Source organism: Legionella birminghamensis (assembly GCF_900452515.1).
Taxonomy (GTDB): domain Bacteria; phylum Pseudomonadota; class Gammaproteobacteria; order Legionellales; family Legionellaceae; genus Legionella_C; species Legionella_C birminghamensis.
In genome coordinates this window covers 854,204-879,184 of the sequence record NZ_UGNW01000001.1, presented here as the reverse complement: position 1 = coordinate 879,184, position 24,981 = coordinate 854,204, and the positions used below count along the sequence as shown (strand labels likewise).

Genomic DNA, 24,981 nt, shown 5'->3' with positions numbered 1-24,981 from the left:
TATGTTATCCGCTATTAAAACAACTCAAATTGCATTATTACAGGATCAATACCGCCTGCAAATGCTCAGCCAGAATGTAAGCAACCTGCAGACAACGGGCTATAAACGGCAAATCATTGGCAGCCAGGGTTTACCAGCTTTGGATTTTCCTGATTTTGATACGGTTGTTCAGCAGATGGCCTCGGTTAGCGACTTCCAACAAGGCACAGTAGCGCCATCAAGGCAGCGTTCTGAGCTGGCAATAGGCGGAAAAGGCTTTTTTCAAATCCAAACCACTGAAGGGATTTACTATACACGCCGCGGCGATTTTCACATCAGTCAGGATGGTGAGCTGGTGACTGAAAACGGCGGAAAATTATTAGGAAGGAACGGACCAATACGTATTGATGACAAGGATTTCTCCATCAATACCAGAGGAGAGGTATTTGCTGACAAACAGCCCATTGATCAAATAGGCCTTGTTGATTTCACGCAGCCTGAATCGCTTCAGTATCAGGGTGAAGGTCTTTATTACAGCAAGGAGTCGCCGCAACCGGCTCCCGAAGAAACGACCATCTTACAGTTTTCGCTGGAACAATCCAATGTGAAATCCGTTGATGAAATGACCGAGATGTTAAAAATTTCGCGTCATTTCGAAGCGGTGCAACGCATTATGAAAACAAGCAATAACCTGCTTTCAACTGCAATTAGCCAATTAGGAGAAGGAAATGTCTGACGCGCTTTCAATTGCCGCCAGTGGTTTAAAATCGGAAGAATATTTTATCGACAAGATTGCCAATGATATTGCCAATCTCAACACTCCAAATTACAAAGCCAGCAAATTAAGTTTCTCCGATGTATTGTACCAGAATATCGACAGCAAGCATGTTCAGCAATCCAGTATCAAAATAGGCTTGGGAACCGCTATTATTAAATCCACAAAGGATTTTAGCCAGGGTCCGTTAAAAGCCGGGACAAGCTGGAATGATCTGGCCATCGATGGAAATGGATTTTTTCAGGTACTGCAGGCTGACGGCAGTCTGGCTTATACCCGCAGCTCGAGCTTTTCCATCGACAGCGAAGGCTATCTTTGTACAGCAGACGGTTTACGCCTTTCAGATAATATTCAAATTCCTGAAGATTACACTGACATCATCATCCAGAAAAATGGCGACGTGGAAATGATGTCAGGCACAGACTCCGAACCCCAGTCACTGGGCACCATCAGCCTGGCACGATTTGCTGATCCTGGACGATTAAACCCGGTTGGCTCCGGACTTTTCCAGGCTACCGCCGATAGTGGTGACTGCATTGTTGACAATCCCGGAAGCAATGGAATGGGACAGCTCTTACAGAAACAAATTGAAGCGTCCAATGTGGACATGGTCGCTTCACTCATGCAGTTAACCATGGCGCAACGCGTCTATCAGCTGAATGCGAAAACAGTACAGATTGCTGATGAACTGGAAAAAATGATCAATGAGCTTCGCGATTAGAGAAACCATGATGAATAAGCAATTTGCATTACTGACCAGCCTCGTTCTCGTTTTGTCCAAACCGATTGAAGCTGCCAACCTGTATAATGATCTTAATTATCGTTCCCTGATATCTGACCGCAGCGCCTCGGCACCCGGCGATTTACTCACCGTTATTGTATTGGAAACCTCTAATGCGCAAACCAGCGCTGATTTAGCCTCGGGCAAGGAAATCAAAACCGCTCTCGAAGCCAGTTACAATCAGAAACGCTATGATTTGCGTTTTGGCTTAAGCGGCAAAGGCCATAGCAAAGCGCAAACCGGTCGAAACGGTAAAATTAAAGCCTCTCTTACGGTAAGAATCAAAACAGTTTGTCCCAATGGAAGTTTCGAATTGGAAGGTTACCAATTAATTCAAATTAATGGGGAGCAACAAAGGATTCTGCTAAGCGGTATCGTCAGGCCGGAAGATATAAGCCCGCAGAATACCGTTTTATCCACCCGAATTGCCGATGCCCATATCAGTTATACCGGCGACGGTTCGGTTTCTAATTCTCAACGTTATAACAGCATTTACAAAATTATGTCCTTTATGGGGTTGGTATGATGCCTGAGCTAAGAAAACTGTTTTTCATTGCTTGCCTGCAACTCCTGGTTTTAAACAGCTTTGCCAGTGTACGCCTCAAATCCCTCGCCCATTTATCCGGGCTTCAGGAAAATCCGATTACGGGCTACGGTCTGGTCATTGGCCTGGCAGGCTCTGGCGATTCGCATCGAAATAAAGATACAACCCAGGCCATTTCCAATCTACTGCAGAGTTTTGGCATTAATATCAGCGCCAGGGACATCACCAGCCGCAATAGTGCGGCGGTTATAATCACCGCCAACCTACCTGCCAATGTCCATCAGGGAGACAAGCTGGATATCAATGTCTCCTCATTGGGTGATGCCAAAAGTTTGTTAGGAGGGACTTTATTAATCACTCCCCTAAAGGGACCGGATAATCATGTTTATGCGCTGGCCCAGGGTCCCATCTCCCTCGGCGGATTCAAATATGATTTATTCGGTAATGTGGTACAAAAAAACCACCCCACCTCGGGCATTATCTCCGGCGGGGCTATCGTTGAAAAAACGCTCTACAATGAGCTTGTTGATAAAGGTGGTGAATTGCATTTGATTCTGAATCACCCTGATTTTACAACAGCCGATAACGTTGAAACGGCTGTTAACAAGCGTTTTGGTGAAAATACAGCAATTGCCCGCAGTGCCCAGGACATTGAGATTCGACCTCCCGCTGCTGCAAAACACCATTATGTCCGTTTCATTAGCCAATTGGAAAATATCATTATTATCCCTGACAACCTGCCGACCGTCGTTGTGAACGAAAGGACAGGCGTGGTCGTAGCAGGTGCGGATGTCAAACTGGATGCAGTGAGTATTTCACAGGGTAATCTCCAGATTGCAATTGCCAGTGATTATAAGGTGTCGCAACCGGCAATGCTTTTTAATAGCAACTCGTCCATTCGAACAGCAATTACTCCCTCAACGAATATCGAAGTCAAGGAAAACGCCGGACAATCCATTTATCTCGAACAGGGAGCCACCATTGCCGATTTAATTACGGCGCTTAATAAGGTCAAGATTAGCACGCGCGACATGATTGCCATTTTAGAGAGCCTGAAGCGGGCTGGCGCTTTGCATGCAGAATTAATTGTTCAATAGGAGTACAAAAAATGTTTCAGGATAGTACCATCACACTGATAAAACTCGGACTGGATGCCGCGGTGATGCGGCAAACGTCCATTGCGGCCAATATAGCCAATATCAATACGCCCGGCTACCAGGCCACGGAAGTCCTTTTTGAGCAGCAATTGGCCGATCTTGATTTCAATCTCAATAGACTATCTGATTTGAAACCGCAAATTCATGAAAGCGATTCGCGGCCTGCACTGGATGAGCAAATTGCACTTGGCATTAACAATGCCACTCAGTTTCGCGCACTGATTAAAGGACTGAACCATAAACTGGCCATTATGAAGATGGCTTTGCACGGGAGTAATCAGGCATGAATTACAATCTGGTTTACTCCATTGCTGCCCAGGGCATGCAAATTGAAAAATTACGTATTGATACAGTAGCTTATAACATTGCTAACCAGCATAGCTTATTAAAAAGCGATGGCAGTGGTTTCCAGCCAATGCAAGTCATCGCCCCCAGCCGAAGTTTCAACGACTATCTGACAGAAAGCGGCGAATGGAGCACTGCAGCACTGGCTCCTAAAATGCTGCCGCCCAACAAAGTTTACCAGCCGGAACACCCAGAGGCTGATGAACAGGGCTATATCCATTATCCAGGAATTAATACTGTCGATGAAATGACTACATTATTAAACGCTTCGCGAGCCTATGAAGCGAATATCAAAGTATTTAATACCGCGCACAGCCTGTTTATGCAAACGTTTACTATTGGAGACGAACGATGACCATAGAACCCGTCAATCATTTCAAAATTGAATTGATGAAAGAACAGCCCATCAGCCAGGCGGGGGAGTTCGGTCATTGGCTTGCTGCCCCACTTCAGCAAATGAATAGCAAATTAATTGAAGCGGATGATTCTTTGCAGCAACTGGTCAGCGGGCAGAGCGTTAACCTCCATCAAGTGATGATCAATATGGAGGAAGCCAAACTGTCTTTTCAATTTCTGGAACAGGTACGCAACCGTTTAATGACTGCCTATCAGGAAATAATCAGGGAGCAAATTTAAAATGAATTACTGGAACACCGCCTGTCTGTGGTTTAAGCAGCAGGAAAAACAAAAGCAAATGATGGTACTGCTTGCGATTGGAGGCAGTATTCTGAGCAGTTTGTTCTTCACCATCCTCCTGGTGAAACCAGACTACACCATTTTGTTTAACAATCTGGATACTCAGGATGCCAATGAAATTATTCGCCAATTGGAGCAGGACAATATTCATTATCAACTGCATAATTCCGGCCGCGATATTTTGATTGATAAGAGCCTCGTGGATAAAACCCGCATTCAGCTGATGAGTAATAATCTGAATTTAAACGGTCATGTCGGTTTTGAACTATTCGACAAAGCCGATTTCGGGATGACCGATTTTTCTCAGAAAATCAATTATCAGCGTGCGTTGCAGGGAGAGCTTGAGCGTACAATTAATAGTCTCGAAGAGGTCAAGCAAGCCCGAGTCCATCTGGTTATTCCCGAGCACCATTTTTTGCAGAAAGAAGCGGGTTCTACGAAAGCCTCAGTAACCCTGCATTTAAAAAGAGCCCTCAAAAAAAAGCAGGTAAAAAGCATTCAGAAACTGCTTACCGCCAGTGTGGCCAATTTGACTTTGGAAAACGTGGTTATTCTCGATCAAAATGGCAATAATTTAACTAAGACTCAGGAATTTAGCGGGGATGGACATTTTGCTGCGAAACAACGAATAGAAAATTACTTCAATAACAAAATCACTGAGCTATTGGCGCATGTATTTCCGCATGAAAACGTGTACGTCAAAATGGATGTGACTTTAAATTACGATGAGTTGCGTCGTGAGTTAATCAAGCCCCAATCCCAGGGTCTAGTGACCCATGAAAAGGAGATTCAGCATAGTACACCCACTGAACAAGCGAAGAAACCTGCTCAGATACAGGATCTGACTCGAGAGAGAAGTTACCAGATTGGACGTGAAAAAGAGCAGTTTTTACGGGCTAATGGCACAATTGAACGGCTTACAGTCTCTGTCATTGTACCCCGGCAGACCAACCCGGAGACTCTTTTACAGATTGAACGGTTGGTCAAAACGGTAATCGGTTTTGAACAGAAACGCGGCGACTCTATTTCTGTAGAAGCGCTTCTTCCTCCGGTAATTAAAGAAGAATTCCCCAGCGTTATGGAAAACCCGGAAACGAATCCCATTTCGAACCATTATTTAGCTGCATTGCTTGTTGTTATCACAGGTATCGCTTATGGCATTCAAAGACGAAACCGTCAGAAAAAACGTCAATATCTTTTAGAGTCTCTCAATGAATGGATAAGCAATCATGAATAATTTGCAGGATATTTTATTAGCGATTGGTAAATTACCCATCAGAGATCAGCAATGGGTCCTTAGCAAGCTGCCAGAAACAAGCAAGCGCAAGCTGGATAAAGCCCAATCGCATCCCAGGGAAAGCCATCCGCCCGAGCTAATTACTGATACCAGCTTGCCTGTTTATTGCAATGATTTGGCCGGCAAAGATCGTTTGTATATCGCCATTGTCCTTGAGCAAGGCCAGTTTATTTGGAAAGAGCGGTTTTTATCCGAGTTTAGTCTTTTTGAAGAGCTTAATTTACTCGAAGAGTCACTTAAAAATATCAGTGATTCGAGTAAAAAAATTCTTTATGAAGAATGGGTTTCCACTACCGATGCGTACCGCTAAGCGCCTATGTACCGGATAAGCGCCTATATACCGGATAAGCGCCTACGTACCGGATAAGCGCCTACGTACCGGATAAGCGCCTACGTACCGCGCTTTATGCGCGGTATCCAAACAGGGCTTTGATGGGGCAAAAGTATTATCAATGGCTCAGCATGGTTACCGCGCATAAAGCGCGGTATGTAGGCGCGGGACTTGGCAGCATGTAGGCACTGCACTTCGCAGCATGTAGGCACTGCACTTCGCAGTATGTAGGCACTGCACTTCGCAGCATGTAGGCGCGGGACTTCGCAGCATGTAGGCATGGCGGTAAGTATAGGCTATTTGAAAATGTTTGGGTTTTGCGAAAACTCTACCGTGACTTTGCCGCAGAGAGAAAACCTAGAATAAGACCTCAAGAGGGAACATACTATGGCGGAATTATTAAAAAAAATTATCATGAGTCATGAGTCCGTATTATTAAACGTAAAGACTCAGAGTCATTTAGAAAATGCATCGGATTTAACACAAGAAACGCGAATAAATGAAGAAACCCTGGAGAATGTTAAAAATCAGGCATTTGCTGAGGGATATCAAGAAGCTGAAAAAAAACTGGCGGAAACGTATCAATGCAAACTACAGGCATTAGCGAACCAGAAAGCTCTACTGGATCAACTTTTAAAAAATTTACCCAATGCCTTGCAAGACTATCACGCCTCAGTCCGTGATCAGATTGCCGAGATTGTGTTACTAATTGTCAGACAATATTTCACTAACCAGGCTTCCAGTAAAGAGGCAATAATTTTTCAGGTTGAACAAGCAATCAATCACTTAAATCATAAAGAAAACATCGAACTATTTCTTCATCCCCAGGATCTTAATCTCGTGCAGCAAAGCAAGCTAAATATTGATTTTAGCGAATGCCGCCATTTAAAGCTGATTCCGGATGAAACACTGGCATTAGGCGGATGCCGGTTACGCAATGATCACGGATTAATTGATGCCAGCATAGAATTGCAAATTGACAAGCTTAAGCAAATGCTTTTGCAACTGAAGAAGAGTATGCCCCAATGAAAAACTGGTCGGATTTTTTACAGCCTATTGAGCGTTTTGGTGAAATTGAGCAATCTCTCGGCTTGCAACTGGTCGCTAAAGGACCTCCGCAAGTCTTTGTCGGTGAAATCTGCGATATTCTCGATAGCAATCAGCAGCTTGTCACTCAGGCAGAAGTCATTGGCTTTAATCAGGGTAAAGTATACTTACTTCCTTTCTCAAATACAGGCATTGCCATGGGATTTAAAGTACGGGCACTCGGTCGTGCCTGCACTATCCCAATTGGAGATCATCTTCTTGGACAAGTGGTCGATGCATTTGCCAATCCGCTCAAAGTTGACTCCCAGGCTTTATTTTTCGATCACTATGAAGTATCCGGCCAGGCGATCAATCCTGTCACTCGTGAGCCAGTCACTGAAGGTTTAATGACTGGAATCCATGCCCTTGATTGCCTCATCCCTTTGGGCAGGGGACAACGAATGGGAATTTTTGCCGGCAGCGGAGTGGGAAAATCGGTGTTGATGGGAATGATGACTCGCCAGATTCAGAGCGATATTAATGTGATAGCCCTTATCGGTGAGCGCGGCCGCGAAGTGAATGATTTTATTGCCGAGCATTTTGATGAAAGCAATCGCCAGAAATCGGTTATGGTGGTGGCTTGCAGTGATGAATCCGCCCTTAGACGCCGGCAGGCAATATTCACGGCAACCAGCATCGCAGAGTATTTTTGCCGGCAACGCAAACAAGTTGCACTGTTTGTCGATTCCATAACACGTCTGGCTATGGCGCAGCGTGAAATTGGCTTGAGTCTCGGTGAACCGCCTACTAGCCGAGGCTACACCCCCAGCGTATTTGCCATGCTGCCTGGATTGGTTGAACGCGCAGGTAATTTCAGTGACCGGGGCAGCATCACCGCTCTTTACACGGTATTGGTTGAAGGCGATGATTTTAATGAACCCATTGCCGATACCATGCGCTCACTGCTTGACGGACATATTATTCTAACCCGCGAGCTGGCCCAACGCGGCCATTTTCCTGCGATAGATGTTCTGCAAAGTGTTTCCCGTTTGAAGGATCGTCTGGTTTCGACCCCACAAAATGAACTGATAAGAAAACTAATCCGGCTTTTTGCTTTACATCAGCAGCATAAAGATCTTTTGGAGTTGGGGGGATATCAAAGTGGTTCCAATCAGGAGCTGGACTATGCCATTGCCCGTATAGAGCCTCTGAGAAAACTATTTGCACAGCAGAAAGAGGAAGCCCCCCTCGCCCTTCCTGTACTACTCGCCCGCATTCAGGAAATTTTATCATGAACCTAGCCCTTTCAAGCTTAATGAATAAATTGAAAAAACAAATTGAAGCGCTTAATAATGAGCAGTTGACGGTAAGGGAAAAAATAAAAACCCTGGAAATGGAAGCTGTTGGAATTAAAGCCGAACTTGCCAAAGCACTTGAAATTCCTGCCCATATTATTCCGGAGCAGGAGATATCCAGGCTTAATTTTGTAATTGCCCGGCAACAGCAATACGATGATCTGCAAATGCGGGCAATGGATTATGAAAAACTCCTCGCAATATTCCAGGAACGTCATTTGCGTTTGAAAACAGAGCTCAAAACCTTGGAAAAATACCGGGAGAGGAATGCATTAAAAGAAAAAAAAGCGGCGGAATCGATTGCCGAGAAAGAAATGGATACCTGGGCCTTGCTTAAATCGAGCAAAAAGTATTCATAATCGATGCGAATTTGCATAATTACCTGCAAGGGAACTCCAAGAAATATCTAATCCCCGAGGCTTCGCCCCATAGGTAACTACACAAATGTTTTCCGGCTTCGAATCCCCCGCTGCGCAGCCCTCCTTCGAATCCCCGCGGCGCAGCCCCCCTTCGAATCCCCGCGGCTGCGACCGCGGGGCCCAATGAATGTTATTCAGAGCCTCAGTTGACCAAGCAGTTCATTCAATCTTTACTATGGCAGGATTGTAGTTAGGAGCGGCAGTAAAATAGTAAAAGATAATGATGGACAGCCACATAAAAAACGGATAATAATAGGCGCAACAAGGAAGAAGTTATGAAAATAATAAACCAACCTGCAAATTTTAACGCTTTATCCAAGCCCTCTTTGGCTCCTGAATCCTTTTCAGCCTGGCTTAACCAGCCCAATTCAACACAGGGCGACTCTTACTACATCGAGCATCTGGAAGAATTTCAAAAAAATGCACTCCGCTTCGATAATAAGTCCGAAAAAGATACTCATCCGCAATCTGGCAATAATAGTGATGCCAAGCAAAGCTTTTCACGCGAATTATTGACTCCAGAATCATCTGGGCTTTCAAAATCATTGCCCTGGCAGAAAGAAAATGATGCCGTGCCCTTAACAGAAATCGTTGCCCTGGAAAACGATTTTAATCAGCTGATAGGACATTTTTCGGAGGGTCAGGGGATGGGCTTTATTTCAACTTCAATCCGCTTTGAAACCCAGCCGCATAAGCCTGCAGCGCAGCCCGCCCCACCCACTGCCCCGATAACCAGGCGTCCCTTAAACCCATTCCAGCTATTTGTTGAAAACAATGAACTGGAATTGGCGCTGGCCATCCCAGAGCAGCTGGAATCGCAACGAAAAGAAATTATCAGGGAAATTCGCGAATTAGTAAGTTCCAAAGGATTTATATTGAAAAAACTAATCATTAATGGAGTAAAACAATGAGTAGTCCAATCCAACCCGCCGAGGAAAATAATATCAGTCAAACCGATTACCTGAAGTTGTTTATGCAGGAATTAACCTATCAGGATCCTTTAAAACCCATAGACAATCGCGAGTTCATGGCGCAAATGGCGCAGTTTTCCTCCTTGCAGGAAGCGCGGAATACGAATGAAAACCTGGTGAAATTGCTGGGAATGACCAGTAGCACCCAAAGTCTCATGTTATTACAAAAATCAGTCAAACTTCGCAACAGTAATCAGTTAGGCAGAGTGATTGATATAGAATTCCCTGATGGCTCCCCGCCCCTTCTGAATATCAGTATCAATGGAAGCTATATAAAGAAAACCTTACTCGATATCAGTGAAGTCAGCTAGGAAAGAAGAGCATGAGCAATACTTATTATACCAGCATGAGCGGCATGATGGCGGCGAGTTATGGCTTGCAGAATACCTCACATAATATCTCGAATATGCAAAGCCCAGGTTTTAAACGCAGCGACGTTTTTTATTCTTCCCTTGGAAATGATCACGGCCAGCATAGCACTGGTTTAGGAGTATCGGTTAAAGGCCAGCACACGAACTTTAAACCAGGCACTTATGTTGGTACAGGTAATCCGGCGGATCTGGCGATTGAAGGAAATGGCTTTTTCATTGTCCGGCTTCAAAATGGGGAGTTACTATATACCCGCGACGGCGAATTCGGTTTCAATCAGGAAGGGCTTCTGGCTGATAAACACAGCAAGGGTTTGGTCATGGGGTATAATAAACACCAGCAATTGGTTCCCATACAGGAAAAAGGACCGCTTAAATGCCCGGGGAAGGCCACGTCAGTGCTCAGTTTAAAAGGTAATCTGGTGGGAGTTCCTATAAAAGATTCACAAGTTCCTACCCCGGATATGCCTGATACCGGAGAGAAACAACAACTCGAACCGATCAAATTTAATGTGGGCAGCGTCTATGACGATAAAGGCAAAGCCCATCAGATAAGCATTGAACTGGAAGCTGAACATGCGAACTCAACTTATGATGAAGGCAGGGGTTGGCTAGTCAAAAACATTAGCTGCTATGATGCAGATATCCAGTTCGATCCACAGCAAATTGAATTTGACAGCAACCTGGGAGGCAGAGGCAAGGCTGGCAGCAATGAAATCCGTTTTCTTTTGAATGGAACACAAATGGTCTGCCTTCAACTGGGCGATCGCGACAGTAACGCTGAAAACTCCGTACAATTTGATAAGAAATCGGCAACAAATCCAATGACTAATATCGAAACTTACAAACAGGATGGCTACGGTGAAGGCCGGCAAATCGATTTTAGTTTTGATGATAATGGTCAAATCTATTATTCCTATGACAATGGTCAAAAATTGCAAGGCATGCACCTGGCTTTAGCCAATTTTGATGACATGGAAAATACCCTTTCTCAAACGGAAGACAATCTTTTTCGCGTCAAAAACGACCGTTTTCGCCATATTGGTCTCGCCAATAAAGAAGGCCTGGGTCGAATTCAGACGAAATCACTTGAGCAGTCCAATGTCGATGCCACTACAGAATTCGCACATATCGTGGTGTTGCAGAGAATGTTTCAGGCCTGCTCACAGATTATGGATATCGATAAACAACTTCTGGAAGAGTTTTACAGAAAATGAATAAGCGATTTAAACCTTACCGGCTGATTAATGCCAGCCAAATACAAACACTTACCCACTATTTTAAAACAGCTTTTGATAGCTGGAGTGCCCTCTATACGCTTTCATCCGGAACATTCCACTTGCTTAAAGCTGGCATTCCAGCAGAGACCGGGCTTGGTATATATAATTCGAAGGCTCAACTATTCGCCTTTTGTCAAAGGGATATCTGTCAGCGCTTACAAAAACTTGTATTTGGCCATAATTGCTGCTGCTTTCAAAAAGCCAGCGAGCAGCTACTTTTTGAGCTAATGTCTGGGTTGTTTCAGGATAAAAATATCTCCGTTCAGGAAGAGCATCTCGAAACGAAAGAATGGTTTTACACCGGCTCTCCTTGTCTGGAATTACGCTTGGCGTTTGAACAAGCTGAAATTTCAATTTATTGCCATCCTCACTGGGTCACTGAGCAACTGCCTTTGAATTCCAGCGCAGTTTCTTTGTCACCAATCGAAAATAGTTTGCAGTCTGAGCAGTTGGAACTAGAGGTCAGGCTATCCCCCTTCATCATGAATTTTTCAGATTTGCAGGCATTAAAGCCAGGTGATGTTATCCGGACAGATCATTCGCAACAGAAAGCCCTGCAGCTCACCCATCAACAGACAATCCTGTGTTCAGTACATCCGGGACAAAATCAAACCTATAAATCCATTCAGATAGCGAGTACTTAATATGACAACTCTGGTTAAAAAAATTAATTTTCCTGCATTGGATCCACAGCAAAGCACTGATGCAATGCAAACGGACTATCTTAGCCTACTGGCGAATATTACGGTGGAATGCCAGGTTCGTATAGGCAGCCTGAAGCTTACTATCGCAGAGCTGAAGCAACTAACCAAGGGCAAGGTTCTGAATCTCATTCAAAAAACAGACGAGCCAGTTGAGCTTCTGCTGAACAATGAAGTGTTTGCCCGTGGTGAATTAATGAGCTGTGATGACTATTTTGCGGTTCAGATAATTGAGGTTGGCAAATGAGAAGAGCCATGGTTGTATTTTTTTACCCCTTTCTTTTCAGCAGCCAGGCTTTTTCAGCCTCTACTCTGCCATTTAAAACTGCGTCCACCAATGGCATGGAATGGTTAAATTATGGACTTGTTCTGGGCGCCCTGCTCTTTTCGGCATTTTTTTTGTATCTGAAGAAAAATAAAGCGAAACCGGCTACGTCCTGCCGTTTACTGGAAAAGACTTATCTAAATAATAAAACCATTATTTATCTGCTGGAATATCGGCAACAGCATTTCCTGTTGGCAGAGAACCCGCAAGGGCTTTGTTTCCACCCGCTGCCCGAGAATGACAAATGAAATACTTAAGTGGTTTGGCCTTATTGTTTTATTGTCATTTCGTTGCAGCTGCCGACTTAAACACTGGCTTTCTGGATGCCTTACCGCTGAGTCAGGAGAATATTGCGCCGGCACTTAAGGTATTTGGCCTGTTAACGGTTTTAAGCCTTGCGCCCAGTATTTTGATTATGCTGACCTCGTTTACACGCATCGTGGTCGTTTTATCGATGCTTCGAACAGCACTTGGTTTGCAGCAAACTCCCCCTAATACAGTACTGATGAGCCTGGCTCTTTTTTTGACTTTTTATACCATGATGCCGGTTGGAAAAGTTCTTTACGCAGAAGCTTATCAGCCCTTTGCAGAACAGAAGATTGATTTTGAGCGAGCTGTAGAGAAAGCAAAAGAGCCAATTAAACAATTCCTGCTTCATCAAACCCGTGAAAAAGATTTGCAACTATTATTGGAGCTAGCCAAAGAACCATTGCCCGACAGTGTTGAGGAAATTAAATTGCTTCAGCTTATTCCTGCATTTTTATTAAGCGAACTGCAGACGGCATTTCAAATTGGGTTTATGATTTTCATACCCTTTCTGTTAATTGATCTGATTGTATCCGGCTTGTTAATGACAATGGGGATGATGATGCTTCCCCCTGCCAGTTTGTCGATGCCGATAAAAATCCTGGTCTTTGTACTTATTAATGGCTGGGATATTGTGATTCAATCTTTGGTGGAGACTTTCAATTGAAGCAACTAGATATAGCAACACTGCGACAAGAAACCCCTGGCTGTGAGCAGGTGTTACATTTTAATAATGCTGGCGCTTCCCTCTCGCCCCGCATTGTCATTGATACGATAAAAGGCTATCTGGATTTGGAATCCACTATTGGAGGCTATGAAGCTGAAGAACTGAAAGCCCTGGAAATAAAGGCTTTTTATCAAAACATTGCGAGACTGATAAATTGCAAGCCCCATGAAATTGCCTTTGCTGAAAATGCTACCCGAGCCTGGGACATGGCGTTCTATAGCCTGGATTTCCAACCCGGTGATCGCATTCTAACCGCTGTCAATGAGTATGCCAGTAATTACTTGTCTTTTCTGCACATTGCCAGGCAGAGAGGAGCCATTATAGAAGTGATTCCGAACGATGCTTATGGGCAAATGGATCTGAACGTACTAGAGAAAAAATTAAATTCTTCGGTTAAATTGCTTGCAATTACTCATGTGCCGACACAGGGCGGTTTAATTAATCCAGCAGCTGAAGCGGGACAGCTTGCGAAAAAACACCAGGTGGCTTATTTGCTGGATGCCACTCAATCCGTAGGCCAAATGCCGATTGATGTGCAACAAATTCAATGTGACTTTCTCTGCGGCACTGGGCGGAAATTTCTACGCGGCCCCAGAGGTACCGGCTTTTTATATGTTAGCGAAAATATCATAAACCGCTGTAATCCCCCATTTATTGATTTGCATTCTGCTAACTGGAGCTCATTAAACGGCTATGAGTTAATGCCAGACGCAAGACGATTTGAAACCTGGGAACAAAACTATGCCGGAAAACTGGGCTTAAGCGCTGCAGTTCGCTATGCGCTGGATCTGGGAGTCGATGCAATCTGGCAGAGAATCCAGCAATTATCCAGCCTGTTTCGTAATAAGTTGCAAACTATTCCTGGACTGGAACTTCAGGATTTAGGCAAAAATCAATGCGGAATTATCACCTTTACTGTAAAAGGAAAAAGCCCTGTGGAAATTAAACAGGCGCTGCGTAAACAGCGGATCAATGTTGCAGTATCTGTTCTGGAATTTGCCCGTTTGGATTTAGAAGCCCGGGGGCTAGATGCCTTGGTCAGGGCTTCAGTGCATTATTATAATACGGAAGAAGAGATCGAGGTGTTTTGTAAGGTGTTGGGAGGTTAGAATTGTTTAGGTGCCTATTTGAGCGAACCGGATGAACCAGGCTAAACGCCTGGTTCTATTGATTAATTGGGCCTTGGAGATGTTGAAGAAAACACAGTTGCCGCGTTTACAAAATCTTCCATTCTTAAATTAGGACCGACCGGTGTATATTTAAACTGCTCGGCACCCTCAACCGCTTGTACAGTGTTAAGCAAGGAGATCAAAGGATCATTCAAATCGATTTTTAATCGTTTTATTGCCCAGTCGAGTGTATCAGGATGCTTTTCACATTGAGATGTCATAGAAGGAGCAAACAGTATTTGACCTTTTGGAATTGCTTGATCATTTTCAATCAATCCTGCTCTGCAATAAGGCAGAATCTCATCTAATTGCTCCATAATAAACTCAAAATGGGACCAGTTACTATGAGAAACCACTAGAATTTGCACATCCGGGTGACTCTGCAGAAAATCCACGAGCACTTTCATCCGGGTTAATGAGTCCGAATTCATTTGGGACATGGAATTAAAATTTTTACGAAACTCATCAAAACTTAGTGTGGTTGAAAATTTACTATTAAAATCACCTAATAAATCATTTAGATTTATTTTAGCCAGTCTTAATTCAGGAAGATGCGGCAGCAGCCAATTCCAGGCATCCTCGCCAGTGAATTTTAATTGCCTATTGAGAAAACTGTTCTGAAATGACGCTTTAAACTGACTAATATCTGATGAGATGAGCTGTCCTAATGACACAATAATGGTCTTCATTGTTAGTTCTCGAGCGAATAAAATTATTTACCTTACATTATGTACAATAAAAAATCAAACATTCAGTTCAAAGCAGGCGCGATTTTTCTGGCATAGTTTCATAGGCTTTCTGGATATACCCATCCTGGGACAACATAATGGCAATGGGTCTGGTTTTATCAAAATGGGCAAAGATGATCATCATCATGACAGTGATCGGCACAGAAAGGAACATGCCCAGAATCCCCCAGATTGCACCCCATAATGCCAGGGCGAATAAAATAACAAGGGGGCTTAGATTAAGTGACTTACTCAAAAAACGCGGCTCGATGATATTGCCGATGATGAATTGAATGGTTGTTAAGCCCAGAGAGACAATAATAAAGGGCAGCCAGTTATCGAATTGAATCAGCGCCAGTACGCTGGGGAACAAGGTAGCGATGATAGCGCCAATATTGGGAATAAAATTAAGAAAGAAAATCAATAAGCTCCAAAACTCCGCAAAATCAAGCCCCACAATTTTCATAATAACCCAACTGGTCAGAGCAGTAACAATACTAATCAGCGTTTTTAAACCCAGATAGGTTTGCGTGTCCTTGATAATATGCCCCAAAATATTATTTACCAGCTGACGGTTGTTTGTTTCTTTGATCATCGCATTTAACTTTTGCTCAAAATAATGCTGTTCAACGAATAAAAATACAACATACAAAATAATCAGTACGGCGGAACTGGTGACTGAGCTAAAAACGCCATAAATATTAACCATAATCTCCTGAATGCTCAGGCTTTTTACAAAATTATCGAATTTGGCCATGATTTTAATATTAAAATAATCATCTATTTTATTAAAAATGGCCATGAGGTTTTCCTGATAACGGGATGAAGCCTGAATCACATCACTGACGTTGTTACCAATAATATCCACCAGGATTTTTATCAGCAAACCCACCGCAAGAAACGCAAGAATCATGCTCATCCAGTCAGGAACCCTGCCTTCAAAACCTGGAATTTTTTTCACGAAAACATAAATTGTATTTAATAAATGCCATATAAAAATAGCAACGACTAAGGGAATAAGCAGGCTTCTGCCAACAATCAGCAAATAACCAATTATCCATACCATGATTAAACCCGCAGCGAATGAGACCGTGCGATTCATGTATTCTCTTCCTTAATAATATTTGCCCTTTAGAACAAAGGCAGTTAATAGCTCATTCTAGTTGCTCTTGCAGAAAAGCAAAAGCTTTCGGAAGCGGAACAAGCTAGCTATGTATAAACGCTTTGAAATTTCCCAGCCAGCGTGCAGCTATCTCTTCAGCCGTATCAGCCGATTCCTGCATTAAACCTCTGGCCGTTTCGGCGACTTGCGGCAGTAATGCTGCATCACGTTGCAGATTGGCGATTTTAAATTGTCGGTAACCCGTTTGCCTCGTCCCTAAAATTTCGCCGCTGCCGCGAAGCTGCAGATCCTTTTCCGCAATGACAAAGCCGTCATTGGTTGCCTTCATTACCCGCAGACGCTCTGCACCCAATTGGGAAACCGGTGTTTGATAAAGAAGGATACAAAATGATTGATTATTTCCGCGGCCAACACGTCCACGCAACTGGTGTAGCTGGGAAAGCCCCAGGCGCTCGGCATTTTCGATAATCATTACGCTGGCATTAGGAACATCGACACCCACCTCAATGACAGTCGTTGCCACCAATAAATTAATTTCACCTTGTTTAAAAGCATCCATAGTGGCTTCTTTTTCTATGGCTTTCATCCGGCCATGAACAAGTCCGATTCGTGCCGAAGGCAGCTGCGCCTGTAAATTTTCCGCTGTAACGGTGGCTGCCATGCATTGGAGCTTTTCTGACTCCTCAATCAAGGTACAGACCCAATATGCTTGCGCGCCGCTGGCAATGGCAGCCTCAAGTCTCTGAATAATCGGTTCACGCTTGTCCTGATTAATAACCACAGTTTGTACTGGGATACGCCCGGGCGGCAACTCATCAATAATTGAAATATCAAGGTGGGCAAACTGGGTCATCGCCAGTGTGCGGGGAATAGGAGTTGCCGTCATCAGTAACTGATGGGGAATCCGGGAATCGACTTGCCCTTTTTGCTGCAATGACAAACGCTGTTCCACGCCAAAACGGTGCTGCTCATCAATAATTACCAGCCCTAATCTGGCAAACTCCACATTTTCCTGAAATAAAGCATGCGTTCCGATTAAGAGATGACAGTCATGATTCAGCAAACTTTGCAGCGTTTCCCGCCTCTCCTTCGCCTTCATCTTCCCACTAAGCCGCATACAAGGGATTCCCAGCAGCGCAAACCAACGTTGAAAGTTAAAAAAATGCTGTTCGCTGAGCAAATCGGTGGGTGCCATGAAGGCCACCTGGTAACCATTGGCAATGGCCTGCAGGCTGGCCAAAGCAGCCACCGTAGTTTTACCACAACCCACATCCCCTTGGACCAGGCGCAGCATGGGTTTTTCGGCAGTCAGATCGAGAGCGATTTCAGCATCTACCCTTAATTGGGCTGCGGTTAGAGGATAAGGAAGCTGTTGGATAAACTTCGTTTTTAAATCCCGTTCGTCCTTAAAGCCTGGCGCAGACAAATGACTGCGGTGGCGCCTGGCAAATTGCATACTCAGCCGTTGTGCCAATAGTTCTTCGAAGGCGAGGCGTTGCATGGCAGGATGCTTGCCCTCTTCGAGAAGGTTGAGAGAAACATCAGGAGGCGGCTGATGCAAAAGCATTAATGAATCATTAATCGAGCTGAAATTTAGCGCGGCCAATTGCTGCTCGCTCATCCACTCAAGCGCCTGCAACACCGTTCTGGTACTCGTAAGCGCTGCTTTGATCAATTGGCGAAGACGCGTCTGGCTTAAACCTTCGGTAGCTGGATAAATCGGCGTTAAGGTTTCCTCCATTTGCATATCCTGCTCGTGCTCCAGCAAGCGGTACTCCGGATGGATCATTTCCAGTTGCTGCGAAAACTCGCGCACTTCACCAAACGCGCGGATTAACTGGCCGCTTTGTAATGCTTTAACCTGATTTTTATTAAAATGGAAGAAACGTAATTTAATCAGCGCGGTTTTATCTTCTACATAGCAGTAGAGCATCATACGCTTACCGTATTTGACTTCGGTTTTACAAACACGGCCCGCTATAACTGCGTAATCATTGGGCCTTAAATCGCAAATTGCCGTAACCCTGGTTCTATCCTGATAACGGAAAGGGAGATGAAAGATTAGATCAGAGATAGTTTTAATCCCGCATTTTTCCAATTTGCCGGCAAGAGCAGGACCAACGCCCGACAAGATTTCACAGGATTGCGACAGCATATTATTGCTCACTGCGGGCTCGATACAGAATGGGTAGTGATTATTTTAAGTATTTTCTTCGCCAGTAAATTTGACATATTAATAATCCATTAAGCCAGGACTCTAGAGCTGGAGTGGTGAAGATACTTGTTTCCAAACTCTATTGCAATCTCTATAAAAATCATGATTGATTTTAGCAGCTAATTTTGTTTTATTAAGCCCTCTCGTATAAACAAGGATGTCTATGTTTAAACAATTATATCGTTATATCTTTCGCTGGGACACGCTGAGTGAAGAAGAAATCAGCAAAGTCCCCCAGTTCTTTGTATCCTTATCCCATAGCTCTGATTTTAAAAGTCTTATTTATGCCCTGGGTGCCAAACAATTACATAACCGCCTCTATCAGGATTCCGGGCATGGCTATGCTTATGTACCAGAAGATGCCAGTCTACACAAGATGCTCCAGTGGATTAATGATCAGCATCCTTATTTCGGCGAGCTTTCTCCTGCCCTTATACAGGCATTTAAGGTTTATTATTTCCTGATTGAAATACTTCAGGCTGCGAAGAACTCCAGTGAGAAAATCAATCCCTATGAATATGCTTACAGGGTTTTACTTTGGTGTGGGGACGATATCGAAGCTGCTCTGGATTCCCTGGATAAAGCAAGTAATGGCCAGGAGAAATGGCCTTCTTTATTGGCTTATAAATTGCCGGGGACATATTCTCCGCCACCGATTAATTTGCAGGCCTGGCAGCAGTTATTTGCGGAGGATTTCAAAACCGCCAAACGACTGTTTCACATGACCACAGAGATTGAAGCTGATCTCAGGCGTCCTCCCCGCAATATTGCAGAAGCGCTTGATAGTGCATACGCACGACGCTATACAAAAGAAGCATTACATCCTCAATTTGCCGCATTCTGTATCGAACATTTCGTTCCGGAACTGGTCTTTGAATTATGCATTAGCGATGATCAGGATAAACTACATGAAGGCCTTTATACTATTCAAACGTATTTAGAGACTCATGAACTCAGTGACCTGATCGATAAACTCCCCGGCTCTAATCTGAGCTTCATCACTGTCCTGTTCTTATTAAAAAAACTCGAAACGGAAAAAGGACAGTTACATTGTCTGCGTCGCTTTGAATCAGCAGTTAAAAAAATAGATAAAGACCATCAATTTTATAATTTAATGTCTACCCTTGGCACAGGGAAGGCGCAGGAACAATTCATAAGCATTTTCACCGGGGAAAAACTTCGGGCATCCTTCCATACTTACAATATGCTTGAATCAAAAATGGAGTATCTCAAACCAGCATTCATGCCTGATTTTTTATCAAAAATTATAGGGAAGGAAAAGTTAAACGCATTGATTACTGAGGAGCGTCATTACGACAGGTTCCTTGAACAACTAAAACCTTTGCAAATCTCCCATGTTAGATTTTTAAAAAGCCTGTTTTCCGAAGAGAGGATCCGCTCATTGACCCAATCTCATAGCTATCTAGCATCTCAACTTAAATCACTTCCCGAGGAGTGTCACTTGTCTTATTTGAAGGAAATAATAGGCAGTAAGCACTTGCAGGATATTTTAAGCCAAAACTATTGCATGCTGGCCACAGTACTTGTTTCAATCCGGGATACTGACAGAATGGCTATGCTGTTTGACATTTTAGGTGAAACAGCTGTGCAGTCAATTATCCCATCGTATGGCAATTTACGTGCAAAAGAAAAAATTCAAACCCTTATTCCTTCCGAGCAAAGACAGGAATTCCTTGAGCGCCTGTTGCCCGCTGCAGAGAAAGAAGCCCGGGAATGGGTTATGGGTCTACGTCAAAGCATTCTTAAAAACCAGTTCAAATTGGGCTTCATGGGTAAAGGAGGCGGCGGTGTGGATATTACCCTGCCAGATGGAAGCACAAAAAGAGTGCCTGCAACCGTTGGAAGGCAATGGGAACATTCAAATAATGCCTTAAGCTGCAGCATCTCGTTCATAGAGGCGCGAACCAGGATGAAGCAATGCGTTACAGAAAGTAAAAATGATAACAGCCTGGTCACCTGGTTTACCCGAAGGAGCGGCACAAAGAAATATTATGAACAACCAGAGTTTAAAGCGGATGTTGAAGATGATAATGACTGGACGCTAACCTGATGTTGTACCGCTTCGAATCCCTGCGGTTTCGACCCATAGCTATCTACACAAATTTTTTTCCCGCTACGAATCCCCGCGGTCGCTGCCGCGGGGATTCGGGACGCCGCGGGATCCGGTGTTATGCCAAATGCCCGTGTATTGCAGAAATCATCTCTTCAAAGAAACAGGGGTTTAACGCATGCCCCATCGTTTTTATCAGATGAAAGCGGCTGTTTCTAATGCCATCCTCCAGTGCTTTCGCATGCTCAACTGGAAAAATAGGATCTTCTTCACCATGAATTATCAGGCAGGGGCAGTCGATTTTCCTGATAACTTCCAGATTTGGCTCAGGGCTTGCCATTTGCGCTTTACTATGATTTCCCAGATTGGCAAATTTTAAATCCCTGGCTGTTGGATTAGCCGCCTCACGCTTCATCGTTTCACCCAGCAGGTTTCGCCAGTATGAGTCATCAAAAGGCGCTTTTCCGCCATTTGCAAGGCGCCAGTTATCGATTAATTGTTGCAACTTTTCGGCATCATTCGCAGCAGGGCATTTATTAATTTCAATAACCTGCTGGATAAAATCAGCAGACGGGGGAGGAAGCATTGCATGAGAGGATCTGATCCCTTTAAACGCGTTATTCTTCACCGACAAATCAGGGGAGGTCATCATTAATGAAATCGTCAATACACGCGGCAAGTGGTATAGAGCCAGTAGCTGAGCAATAGCTCCGCCCATTGATAAACCAATAAAATGAGCCCTTTCAATACTGAGTTGATCCATCAAAGCTAAAACGTCCTGGGTCAAGTCGTCAAGATTATAAGGATGGCTATCATAATCAAGACAAGTGGATAGGCCGGTATCCCGATAATCAAAGCGAATCACAAAGTAGCGATTAGCTGCTAATTGCCGGCAGAATGACTCATCCCACATCAGGCCCTGGGCGCTATTTCCCATTAATAGAACAACTGCCGGGTGCGAGGGATCCCCAAATGTTTCATAGGCAATTTTAATTGATTTAACTGTGATAAATTTTATAGAATCGAGCACACTACTTCCTATCTTTTAAACCTGTAGCAATAGGTGTTACACCAATATTCGGATTTATACCACAATCGTCGAGGATCTTTAACAGATTATTACCTCGGCGGGTGAGGCGGGTGATGCAATATTCTTCGAGATAACTTCGCAAAATATAATAATAATCGGGTAAAGTCAGCAGGGTAAGGATCTTTTCAGCCCGTACCAGATGATGCGAGTTACTATAATCGCAGGATTGGTAAAGCACTGCGGCTAACATGGAACAGATACTTGCCTTTCTCAGACTGTTCGCCCGATAAAAGCGATGAATTGCATCATCCAATGCCCTGTCTTTATCCCATTCAACCCAGGCATCATACAAGGCCAGTGCAGTATCTACAGAAGAATGATGGTTTTCTTCCAGCTCCTGCAAGGCATAGGCTACCGGGACTATCGCCTGAATATTTGCCCAGGAACAGTTGCCGCTGATTTGCGAACTCATTGGAATTTGCATCACCGGGCTTAATTTTAAAACCTGATTTATCGTTTCATGAAAAAAACTGCGGGGTTGTTTTTTATAAAGAAACTCCCTTAGAAAGCCCAGATTAACGGCCTCCGGACGCCCCATGCGATAAATATTGATAGACCCCTCTTTCAAACTATTTTCCCCGCGGTCAATTTTAGCCCACCAGTTTTTATAGCGGACAAAACCCAGTGCATGACCGCGACTGGCGGCTGGAAGAATGAGAATTGGAGCTCGAACCAGAGTATTTAACTGCGACAAATGCCGCTCGGTAAATTGTGGCTGATGCTGCAGCTGCAATAATTCGGCTGCGACACCAAATCCATCCATAATATTATACAATAGGGGGAAATAGCCTCTTAAATGACGAGTCGAATAGGAACTGATAAATCGCCTCAGGGAGTCTTTCAGGATGGCAACCGTAAATTCGAGTATAAACCCCTCATAGTCGAGCTCTACAAATTCATTGCTGGCATTGACAATATCGACATCCCCCTGTAATTCAAAACGGTGTCCCAGTAATTTCCCTAAAATAAAATCAAGGGCAAAATCCAGCTTGGCGCCATATTGATACAGAGCCTGTTTTAAGCTGTCCTGGCCGCGTAAAACGGGATAAACAAGGATTGACAAACCCGCTCGGGTATACGCATTGGGATCAGCCCTGTGCTCTAACAGGAGACGGGTCATATTCAGATCATTATTATCCACAGCCCAATGCAAGGGAGTGCGCCCGGTTACATCGGCTTTGTTGACATTGGCGCCTCGGCCTATCAATTGTGCAGCAATTTCAGGCTGTCTTGCTACTGCGCACTCAATCAGCGGAGTAAAGCCATATTCATCAATATCGTCCAATGAATCGCCCTGACGCAGATAAAACTCAAAATCAGGCATACGGCCGCTAATAATATCATTCGCTATAGTCATTAATTAGGACTCGGTCTTGGTGCGGTGAACTTGGGCATATTACCCAAACGCAATTGTTTTTCCTGTTCCTGTTTACGCTTTTCATTATCAAATTCCCTACGTGCTTCTGAGTTAAGCGGCGGCTCGGGATTAACATTGGGATCATAGCCATCATAACGCTGGTCAGCCAGTAAGGGATGCTGCATAATCGAATTTTGCAATTCACCTTCTGGTGTATTCATTTCCTCATCATTATGTTCACGGGCGTGAACTCGCGCCATCTTGCGATGGCCATCCTGCTCCAGTAAGCGGCGTTTTCGCTCCATAGCACGGCTTTCGTCAACTAGATAGGATTGCCGCTGCTCGCCCTCAGGAATATCGATGCCTGGAAGACCTCTGGCCCTGCCGCGGTTTAGAACATCGATTACTGATAATCTGGCAGCATTTGAAGCAAGCGATACTCGCTTTCCAGTGGAAAATACAGCGCGATATAGATTGCCGTTTGCAGCAGGAGTCAGTCTTTCAGTGGTAAACGAATTACTGGTTGCATCATGGATATTAAGCCAGGTTCGCCCCTGATTCGTACTCAATTGCCACTGAATGGACACTGCAGATGTGTCTGATTTGGCTACCGCTGTAAAAGTAGCCCGATAACCGGCATTCATCGTTTGATCGCGCGGATGCAGGGTGATTACTAAATCTTGCGGCTGCTTTATGCGTCTCTTGAGCGATGGCATCTTTTTACCTGAAATAAATAAGCTACTAAAAGTATAGGCTTTATTGAGACCCAATTTTGTATACAATTGGGTCTTTTTTTACAATTTCAAGTCCTTCTTTACAAATACTCACGCTGCAATATTTCAGCAATCTGTACAGCATTGGTGGCAGCGCCCTTTCTAATGTTATCTGCAACTACCCACAAATTAAGCCCATTGGGATGGGTGATATCCTGTCGAATGCGGCCTACAAACACTTCGTCATGCCCCACTGCGTGAGTTATGGGCGTAGGATACTTAAGCTTTGCAGTGTCATCAGCTAGAATAACCCCAGGCGCATTACTCAACAGGGCTCGAGCTTTCTCTACTGTCAAAGGCGATTTAAGTTCCAGATGAATTGCCTCGGAATGACCGTATAAAACAGGCACACGCACTGTGGTAGGATTCACCATAATACTATCATCTTCCATAATCTTTTTTGTTTCCCAGACCATTTTCATTTCTTCGCGCGTGTAGCCATTTTCCAGAAACTCATCAATATGCGGCAGGACATTGAAAGCGATCTGCTGTGGATACACCTTGTTTTTGGCAGGCCGTCCGTTGAGTAGTTCGCCCACCTGATCGACCAGTTCGCTAATGGCTTTTTTACCGGTTCCAGAAACCGCCTGATAGGTTGCTACGTTGATTCTTGATATACCCGCTGCATCATGTAAAGGCTTGAGAGCCACTACCATTTGAATGGTTGAGCAGTTGGGATTGGCAATAATGTTTCTATTTCTATAATCACTGATGCGATGGGGATTTACTTCCGGAACGACCAGCGGAATATCGTCGTCATACCGGAAACAGGACGTGTTATCTACTACGATGCAGCCCGCTTCTGCAGCGATAGGCGCATAGATTTTGGAGACGCTTCCTCCAGCTGAGAAAAGCGCAATATCAACATCCTGAAAATTAAAATGGGCCAAATCAAGCACATCAAGCGTTTGACCATTAAATTGAACCGTCTTGCCGGCAGAGCGTTCACTGGCCAGGGGATAAAGATTGTCCACTGGAAAATCCCGCTCTTCCAGAACAGTTAGCAATGTTTCACCCACAGCCCCAGTGGCCCCTACTACCGCAATGTTCAATCGTCTACTCATGCTTTTAC

At 44.2% G+C, this 24,981-nt stretch carries 28 protein-coding genes; 21 read left to right on the top strand and 7 right to left on the bottom strand.

The features are described from left to right. Nucleotide 1 precedes the first annotated feature (1 nt). From DYH42_RS03770 to DYH42_RS03675, 20 genes are all read left to right on the top strand, one after another. A complete protein-coding gene (locus tag DYH42_RS03770; RefSeq protein WP_058524871.1) occupies nt 2-715 on the top strand; it encodes a flagellar hook-basal body protein in 714 nt (237 codons plus the stop codon). Next, complete coding sequence (locus tag DYH42_RS03765; protein ID WP_058524872.1) at nt 708-1,475, top strand: flagellar hook-basal body protein; 768 nt, start codon at nt 708-710, stop codon at nt 1,473-1,475. Before DYH42_RS03770 ends, DYH42_RS03765 begins: the two co-directional genes overlap by 8 nt. Next, complete coding sequence (locus tag DYH42_RS03760; protein ID WP_058524873.1) at nt 1,459-2,061, top strand: flagellar basal body L-ring protein FlgH; 603 nt, start codon at nt 1,459-1,461, stop codon at nt 2,059-2,061. The genes DYH42_RS03765 and DYH42_RS03760 overlap by 17 nt, the downstream gene beginning before the upstream one ends. Continuing rightward, a complete protein-coding gene (locus tag DYH42_RS03755; protein ID WP_065232857.1) occupies nt 2,058-3,176 on the top strand; it encodes a flagellar basal body P-ring protein FlgI in 1,119 nt (372 codons plus the stop codon). Before DYH42_RS03760 ends, DYH42_RS03755 begins: the two co-directional genes overlap by 4 nt. A gap of 11 nt (nt 3,177-3,187) precedes the next feature. Continuing rightward, nucleotides 3,188-3,523 (top strand): flagellar basal body rod protein FlgB, encoded by a 336-nt coding sequence (locus tag DYH42_RS03750; RefSeq protein ID WP_058524874.1) that lies wholly within the window; start codon nt 3,188-3,190, stop codon nt 3,521-3,523. Next, nucleotides 3,520-3,936, top strand: a complete 417-nt coding sequence (gene flgC, locus DYH42_RS03745; RefSeq protein ID WP_058524875.1) for a flagellar basal body rod protein FlgC — start codon at nt 3,520-3,522, stop codon at nt 3,934-3,936. The genes DYH42_RS03750 and flgC overlap by 4 nt, the downstream gene beginning before the upstream one ends. After that, complete coding sequence (gene fliE / locus DYH42_RS03740; RefSeq protein WP_058524876.1) at nt 3,933-4,217, top strand: flagellar hook-basal body complex protein FliE; 285 nt, start codon at nt 3,933-3,935, stop codon at nt 4,215-4,217. The genes flgC and fliE overlap by 4 nt, the downstream gene beginning before the upstream one ends. A gap of 1 nt (nt 4,218) precedes the next feature. After that, nucleotides 4,219-5,514 carry a flagellar basal-body MS-ring/collar protein FliF gene (gene fliF, locus DYH42_RS03735; RefSeq protein WP_058524877.1) on the top strand — a complete coding sequence of 432 codons (1,296 nt, stop codon included), beginning with the start codon at nt 4,219-4,221 and terminating at the stop codon, nt 5,512-5,514. Then, nucleotides 5,507-5,884: a hypothetical protein gene (locus DYH42_RS03730; protein ID WP_058524878.1), complete on the top strand. Its 378-nt coding sequence runs from the start codon at nt 5,507-5,509 to the stop codon at nt 5,882-5,884. Before fliF ends, DYH42_RS03730 begins: the two co-directional genes overlap by 8 nt. Before the next feature lie 408 nt (nt 5,885-6,292). Beyond that, a complete protein-coding gene (locus DYH42_RS03725) occupies nt 6,293-6,934 on the top strand; it encodes a FliH/SctL family protein (RefSeq protein WP_058524879.1) in 642 nt (213 codons plus the stop codon). Next, nucleotides 6,931-8,226, top strand: a complete 1,296-nt coding sequence (locus DYH42_RS03720; RefSeq protein ID WP_058524880.1) for a FliI/YscN family ATPase — start codon at nt 6,931-6,933, stop codon at nt 8,224-8,226. Before DYH42_RS03725 ends, DYH42_RS03720 begins: the two co-directional genes overlap by 4 nt. Continuing rightward, on the top strand, nt 8,223-8,645 hold the full coding sequence (locus tag DYH42_RS03715; RefSeq protein WP_058524881.1) for a hypothetical protein: 423 nt from the start codon (nt 8,223-8,225) through the stop codon (nt 8,643-8,645). Before DYH42_RS03720 ends, DYH42_RS03715 begins: the two co-directional genes overlap by 4 nt. A 335-nt stretch (nt 8,646-8,980) precedes the next feature. Further along, nucleotides 8,981-9,616 (top strand): hypothetical protein, encoded by a 636-nt coding sequence (locus DYH42_RS03710; protein ID WP_058524882.1) that lies wholly within the window; start codon nt 8,981-8,983, stop codon nt 9,614-9,616. Continuing rightward, complete coding sequence (locus DYH42_RS03705) at nt 9,613-9,987, top strand: flagellar hook assembly protein FlgD (RefSeq protein ID WP_058524883.1); 375 nt, start codon at nt 9,613-9,615, stop codon at nt 9,985-9,987. Before DYH42_RS03710 ends, DYH42_RS03705 begins: the two co-directional genes overlap by 4 nt. 11 nt (nt 9,988-9,998) lie before the next feature. After that, nucleotides 9,999-11,261, top strand: a complete 1,263-nt coding sequence (locus DYH42_RS03700; protein WP_058524884.1) for a flagellar hook-basal body complex protein — start codon at nt 9,999-10,001, stop codon at nt 11,259-11,261. Then, the gene (locus DYH42_RS03695; protein ID WP_058524885.1) at nt 11,258-11,968 is read left to right on the top strand and encodes a FliM/FliN family flagellar motor switch protein; all 711 of its coding nucleotides are present in this window, start codon (nt 11,258-11,260) and stop codon (nt 11,966-11,968) included. Before DYH42_RS03700 ends, DYH42_RS03695 begins: the two co-directional genes overlap by 4 nt. Nucleotide 11,969: 1 nt before the next feature. Further along, entirely contained in the window at nt 11,970-12,272 is a 303-nt protein-coding gene (locus tag DYH42_RS03690; RefSeq protein ID WP_058524886.1) for a FliM/FliN family flagellar motor switch protein, read from the top strand. Nucleotides 12,273-12,280: 8 nt separating this feature from the next. After that, nucleotides 12,281-12,598, top strand: coding sequence for a hypothetical protein (locus tag DYH42_RS03685; protein ID WP_115316947.1), 318 nt, complete (start codon nt 12,281-12,283; stop codon nt 12,596-12,598). Continuing rightward, the gene (fliP, locus tag DYH42_RS03680; protein WP_065232858.1) at nt 12,595-13,323 is read left to right on the top strand and encodes a flagellar type III secretion system pore protein FliP; all 729 of its coding nucleotides are present in this window, start codon (nt 12,595-12,597) and stop codon (nt 13,321-13,323) included. The genes DYH42_RS03685 and fliP overlap by 4 nt, the downstream gene beginning before the upstream one ends. After that, nucleotides 13,320-14,492 (top strand): aminotransferase class V-fold PLP-dependent enzyme, encoded by a 1,173-nt coding sequence (locus DYH42_RS03675; protein ID WP_058524888.1) that lies wholly within the window; start codon nt 13,320-13,322, stop codon nt 14,490-14,492. The genes fliP and DYH42_RS03675 overlap by 4 nt, the downstream gene beginning before the upstream one ends. Before the next feature lie 62 nt (nt 14,493-14,554). Here the strand turns inward: DYH42_RS03675 and DYH42_RS03670 are convergent, their stop codons facing one another. The 3 genes from DYH42_RS03670 to recG form a co-directional block, all read right to left on the bottom strand. Then, a complete protein-coding gene (locus tag DYH42_RS03670) occupies nt 14,555-15,241 on the bottom strand; it encodes a hypothetical protein (RefSeq protein ID WP_058524889.1) in 687 nt (228 codons plus the stop codon). Between the two features lie 67 nt (nt 15,242-15,308). Continuing rightward, nucleotides 15,309-16,382 (bottom strand): AI-2E family transporter, encoded by a 1,074-nt coding sequence (locus tag DYH42_RS03665; protein ID WP_058524890.1) that lies wholly within the window; start codon nt 16,380-16,382, stop codon nt 15,309-15,311. Nucleotides 16,383-16,485: 103 nt separating this feature from the next. Then, nucleotides 16,486-18,558, bottom strand: a complete 2,073-nt coding sequence (recG, locus tag DYH42_RS03660; RefSeq protein WP_058524891.1) for an ATP-dependent DNA helicase RecG — start codon at nt 18,556-18,558, stop codon at nt 16,486-16,488. 223 nt (nt 18,559-18,781) lie between these two features. Between recG and DYH42_RS03655 the strand changes: the two genes are divergently transcribed. After that, nucleotides 18,782-20,689 (top strand): hypothetical protein, encoded by a 1,908-nt coding sequence (locus DYH42_RS03655; protein WP_058524892.1) that lies wholly within the window; start codon nt 18,782-18,784, stop codon nt 20,687-20,689. Between the two features lie 118 nt (nt 20,690-20,807). On the opposite strand, the gene DYH42_RS03650 is transcribed toward DYH42_RS03655, so the two are convergent. From DYH42_RS03650 to DYH42_RS03635, 4 genes are all read right to left on the bottom strand, one after another. Continuing rightward, nucleotides 20,808-21,719: an alpha/beta fold hydrolase gene (locus DYH42_RS03650; protein ID WP_058524893.1), complete on the bottom strand. Its 912-nt coding sequence runs from the start codon at nt 21,717-21,719 to the stop codon at nt 20,808-20,810. 1 nt (nt 21,720) lies between these two features. After that, nucleotides 21,721-23,136 carry a Dot/Icm T4SS effector AnkH/LegA3 gene (gene ankH / locus DYH42_RS03645; protein ID WP_058524894.1) on the bottom strand — a complete coding sequence of 472 codons (1,416 nt, stop codon included), beginning with the start codon at nt 23,134-23,136 and terminating at the stop codon, nt 21,721-21,723. Continuing rightward, nucleotides 23,136-23,852: a hypothetical protein gene (locus DYH42_RS16770; protein WP_058524895.1), complete on the bottom strand. Its 717-nt coding sequence runs from the start codon at nt 23,850-23,852 to the stop codon at nt 23,136-23,138. The genes ankH and DYH42_RS16770 overlap by 1 nt, the downstream gene beginning before the upstream one ends. 98 nt (nt 23,853-23,950) lie before the next feature. Further along, a complete protein-coding gene (locus DYH42_RS03635) occupies nt 23,951-24,973 on the bottom strand; it encodes an aspartate-semialdehyde dehydrogenase (protein ID WP_058524896.1) in 1,023 nt (340 codons plus the stop codon). Nucleotides 24,974-24,981 lie beyond the last annotated feature (8 nt).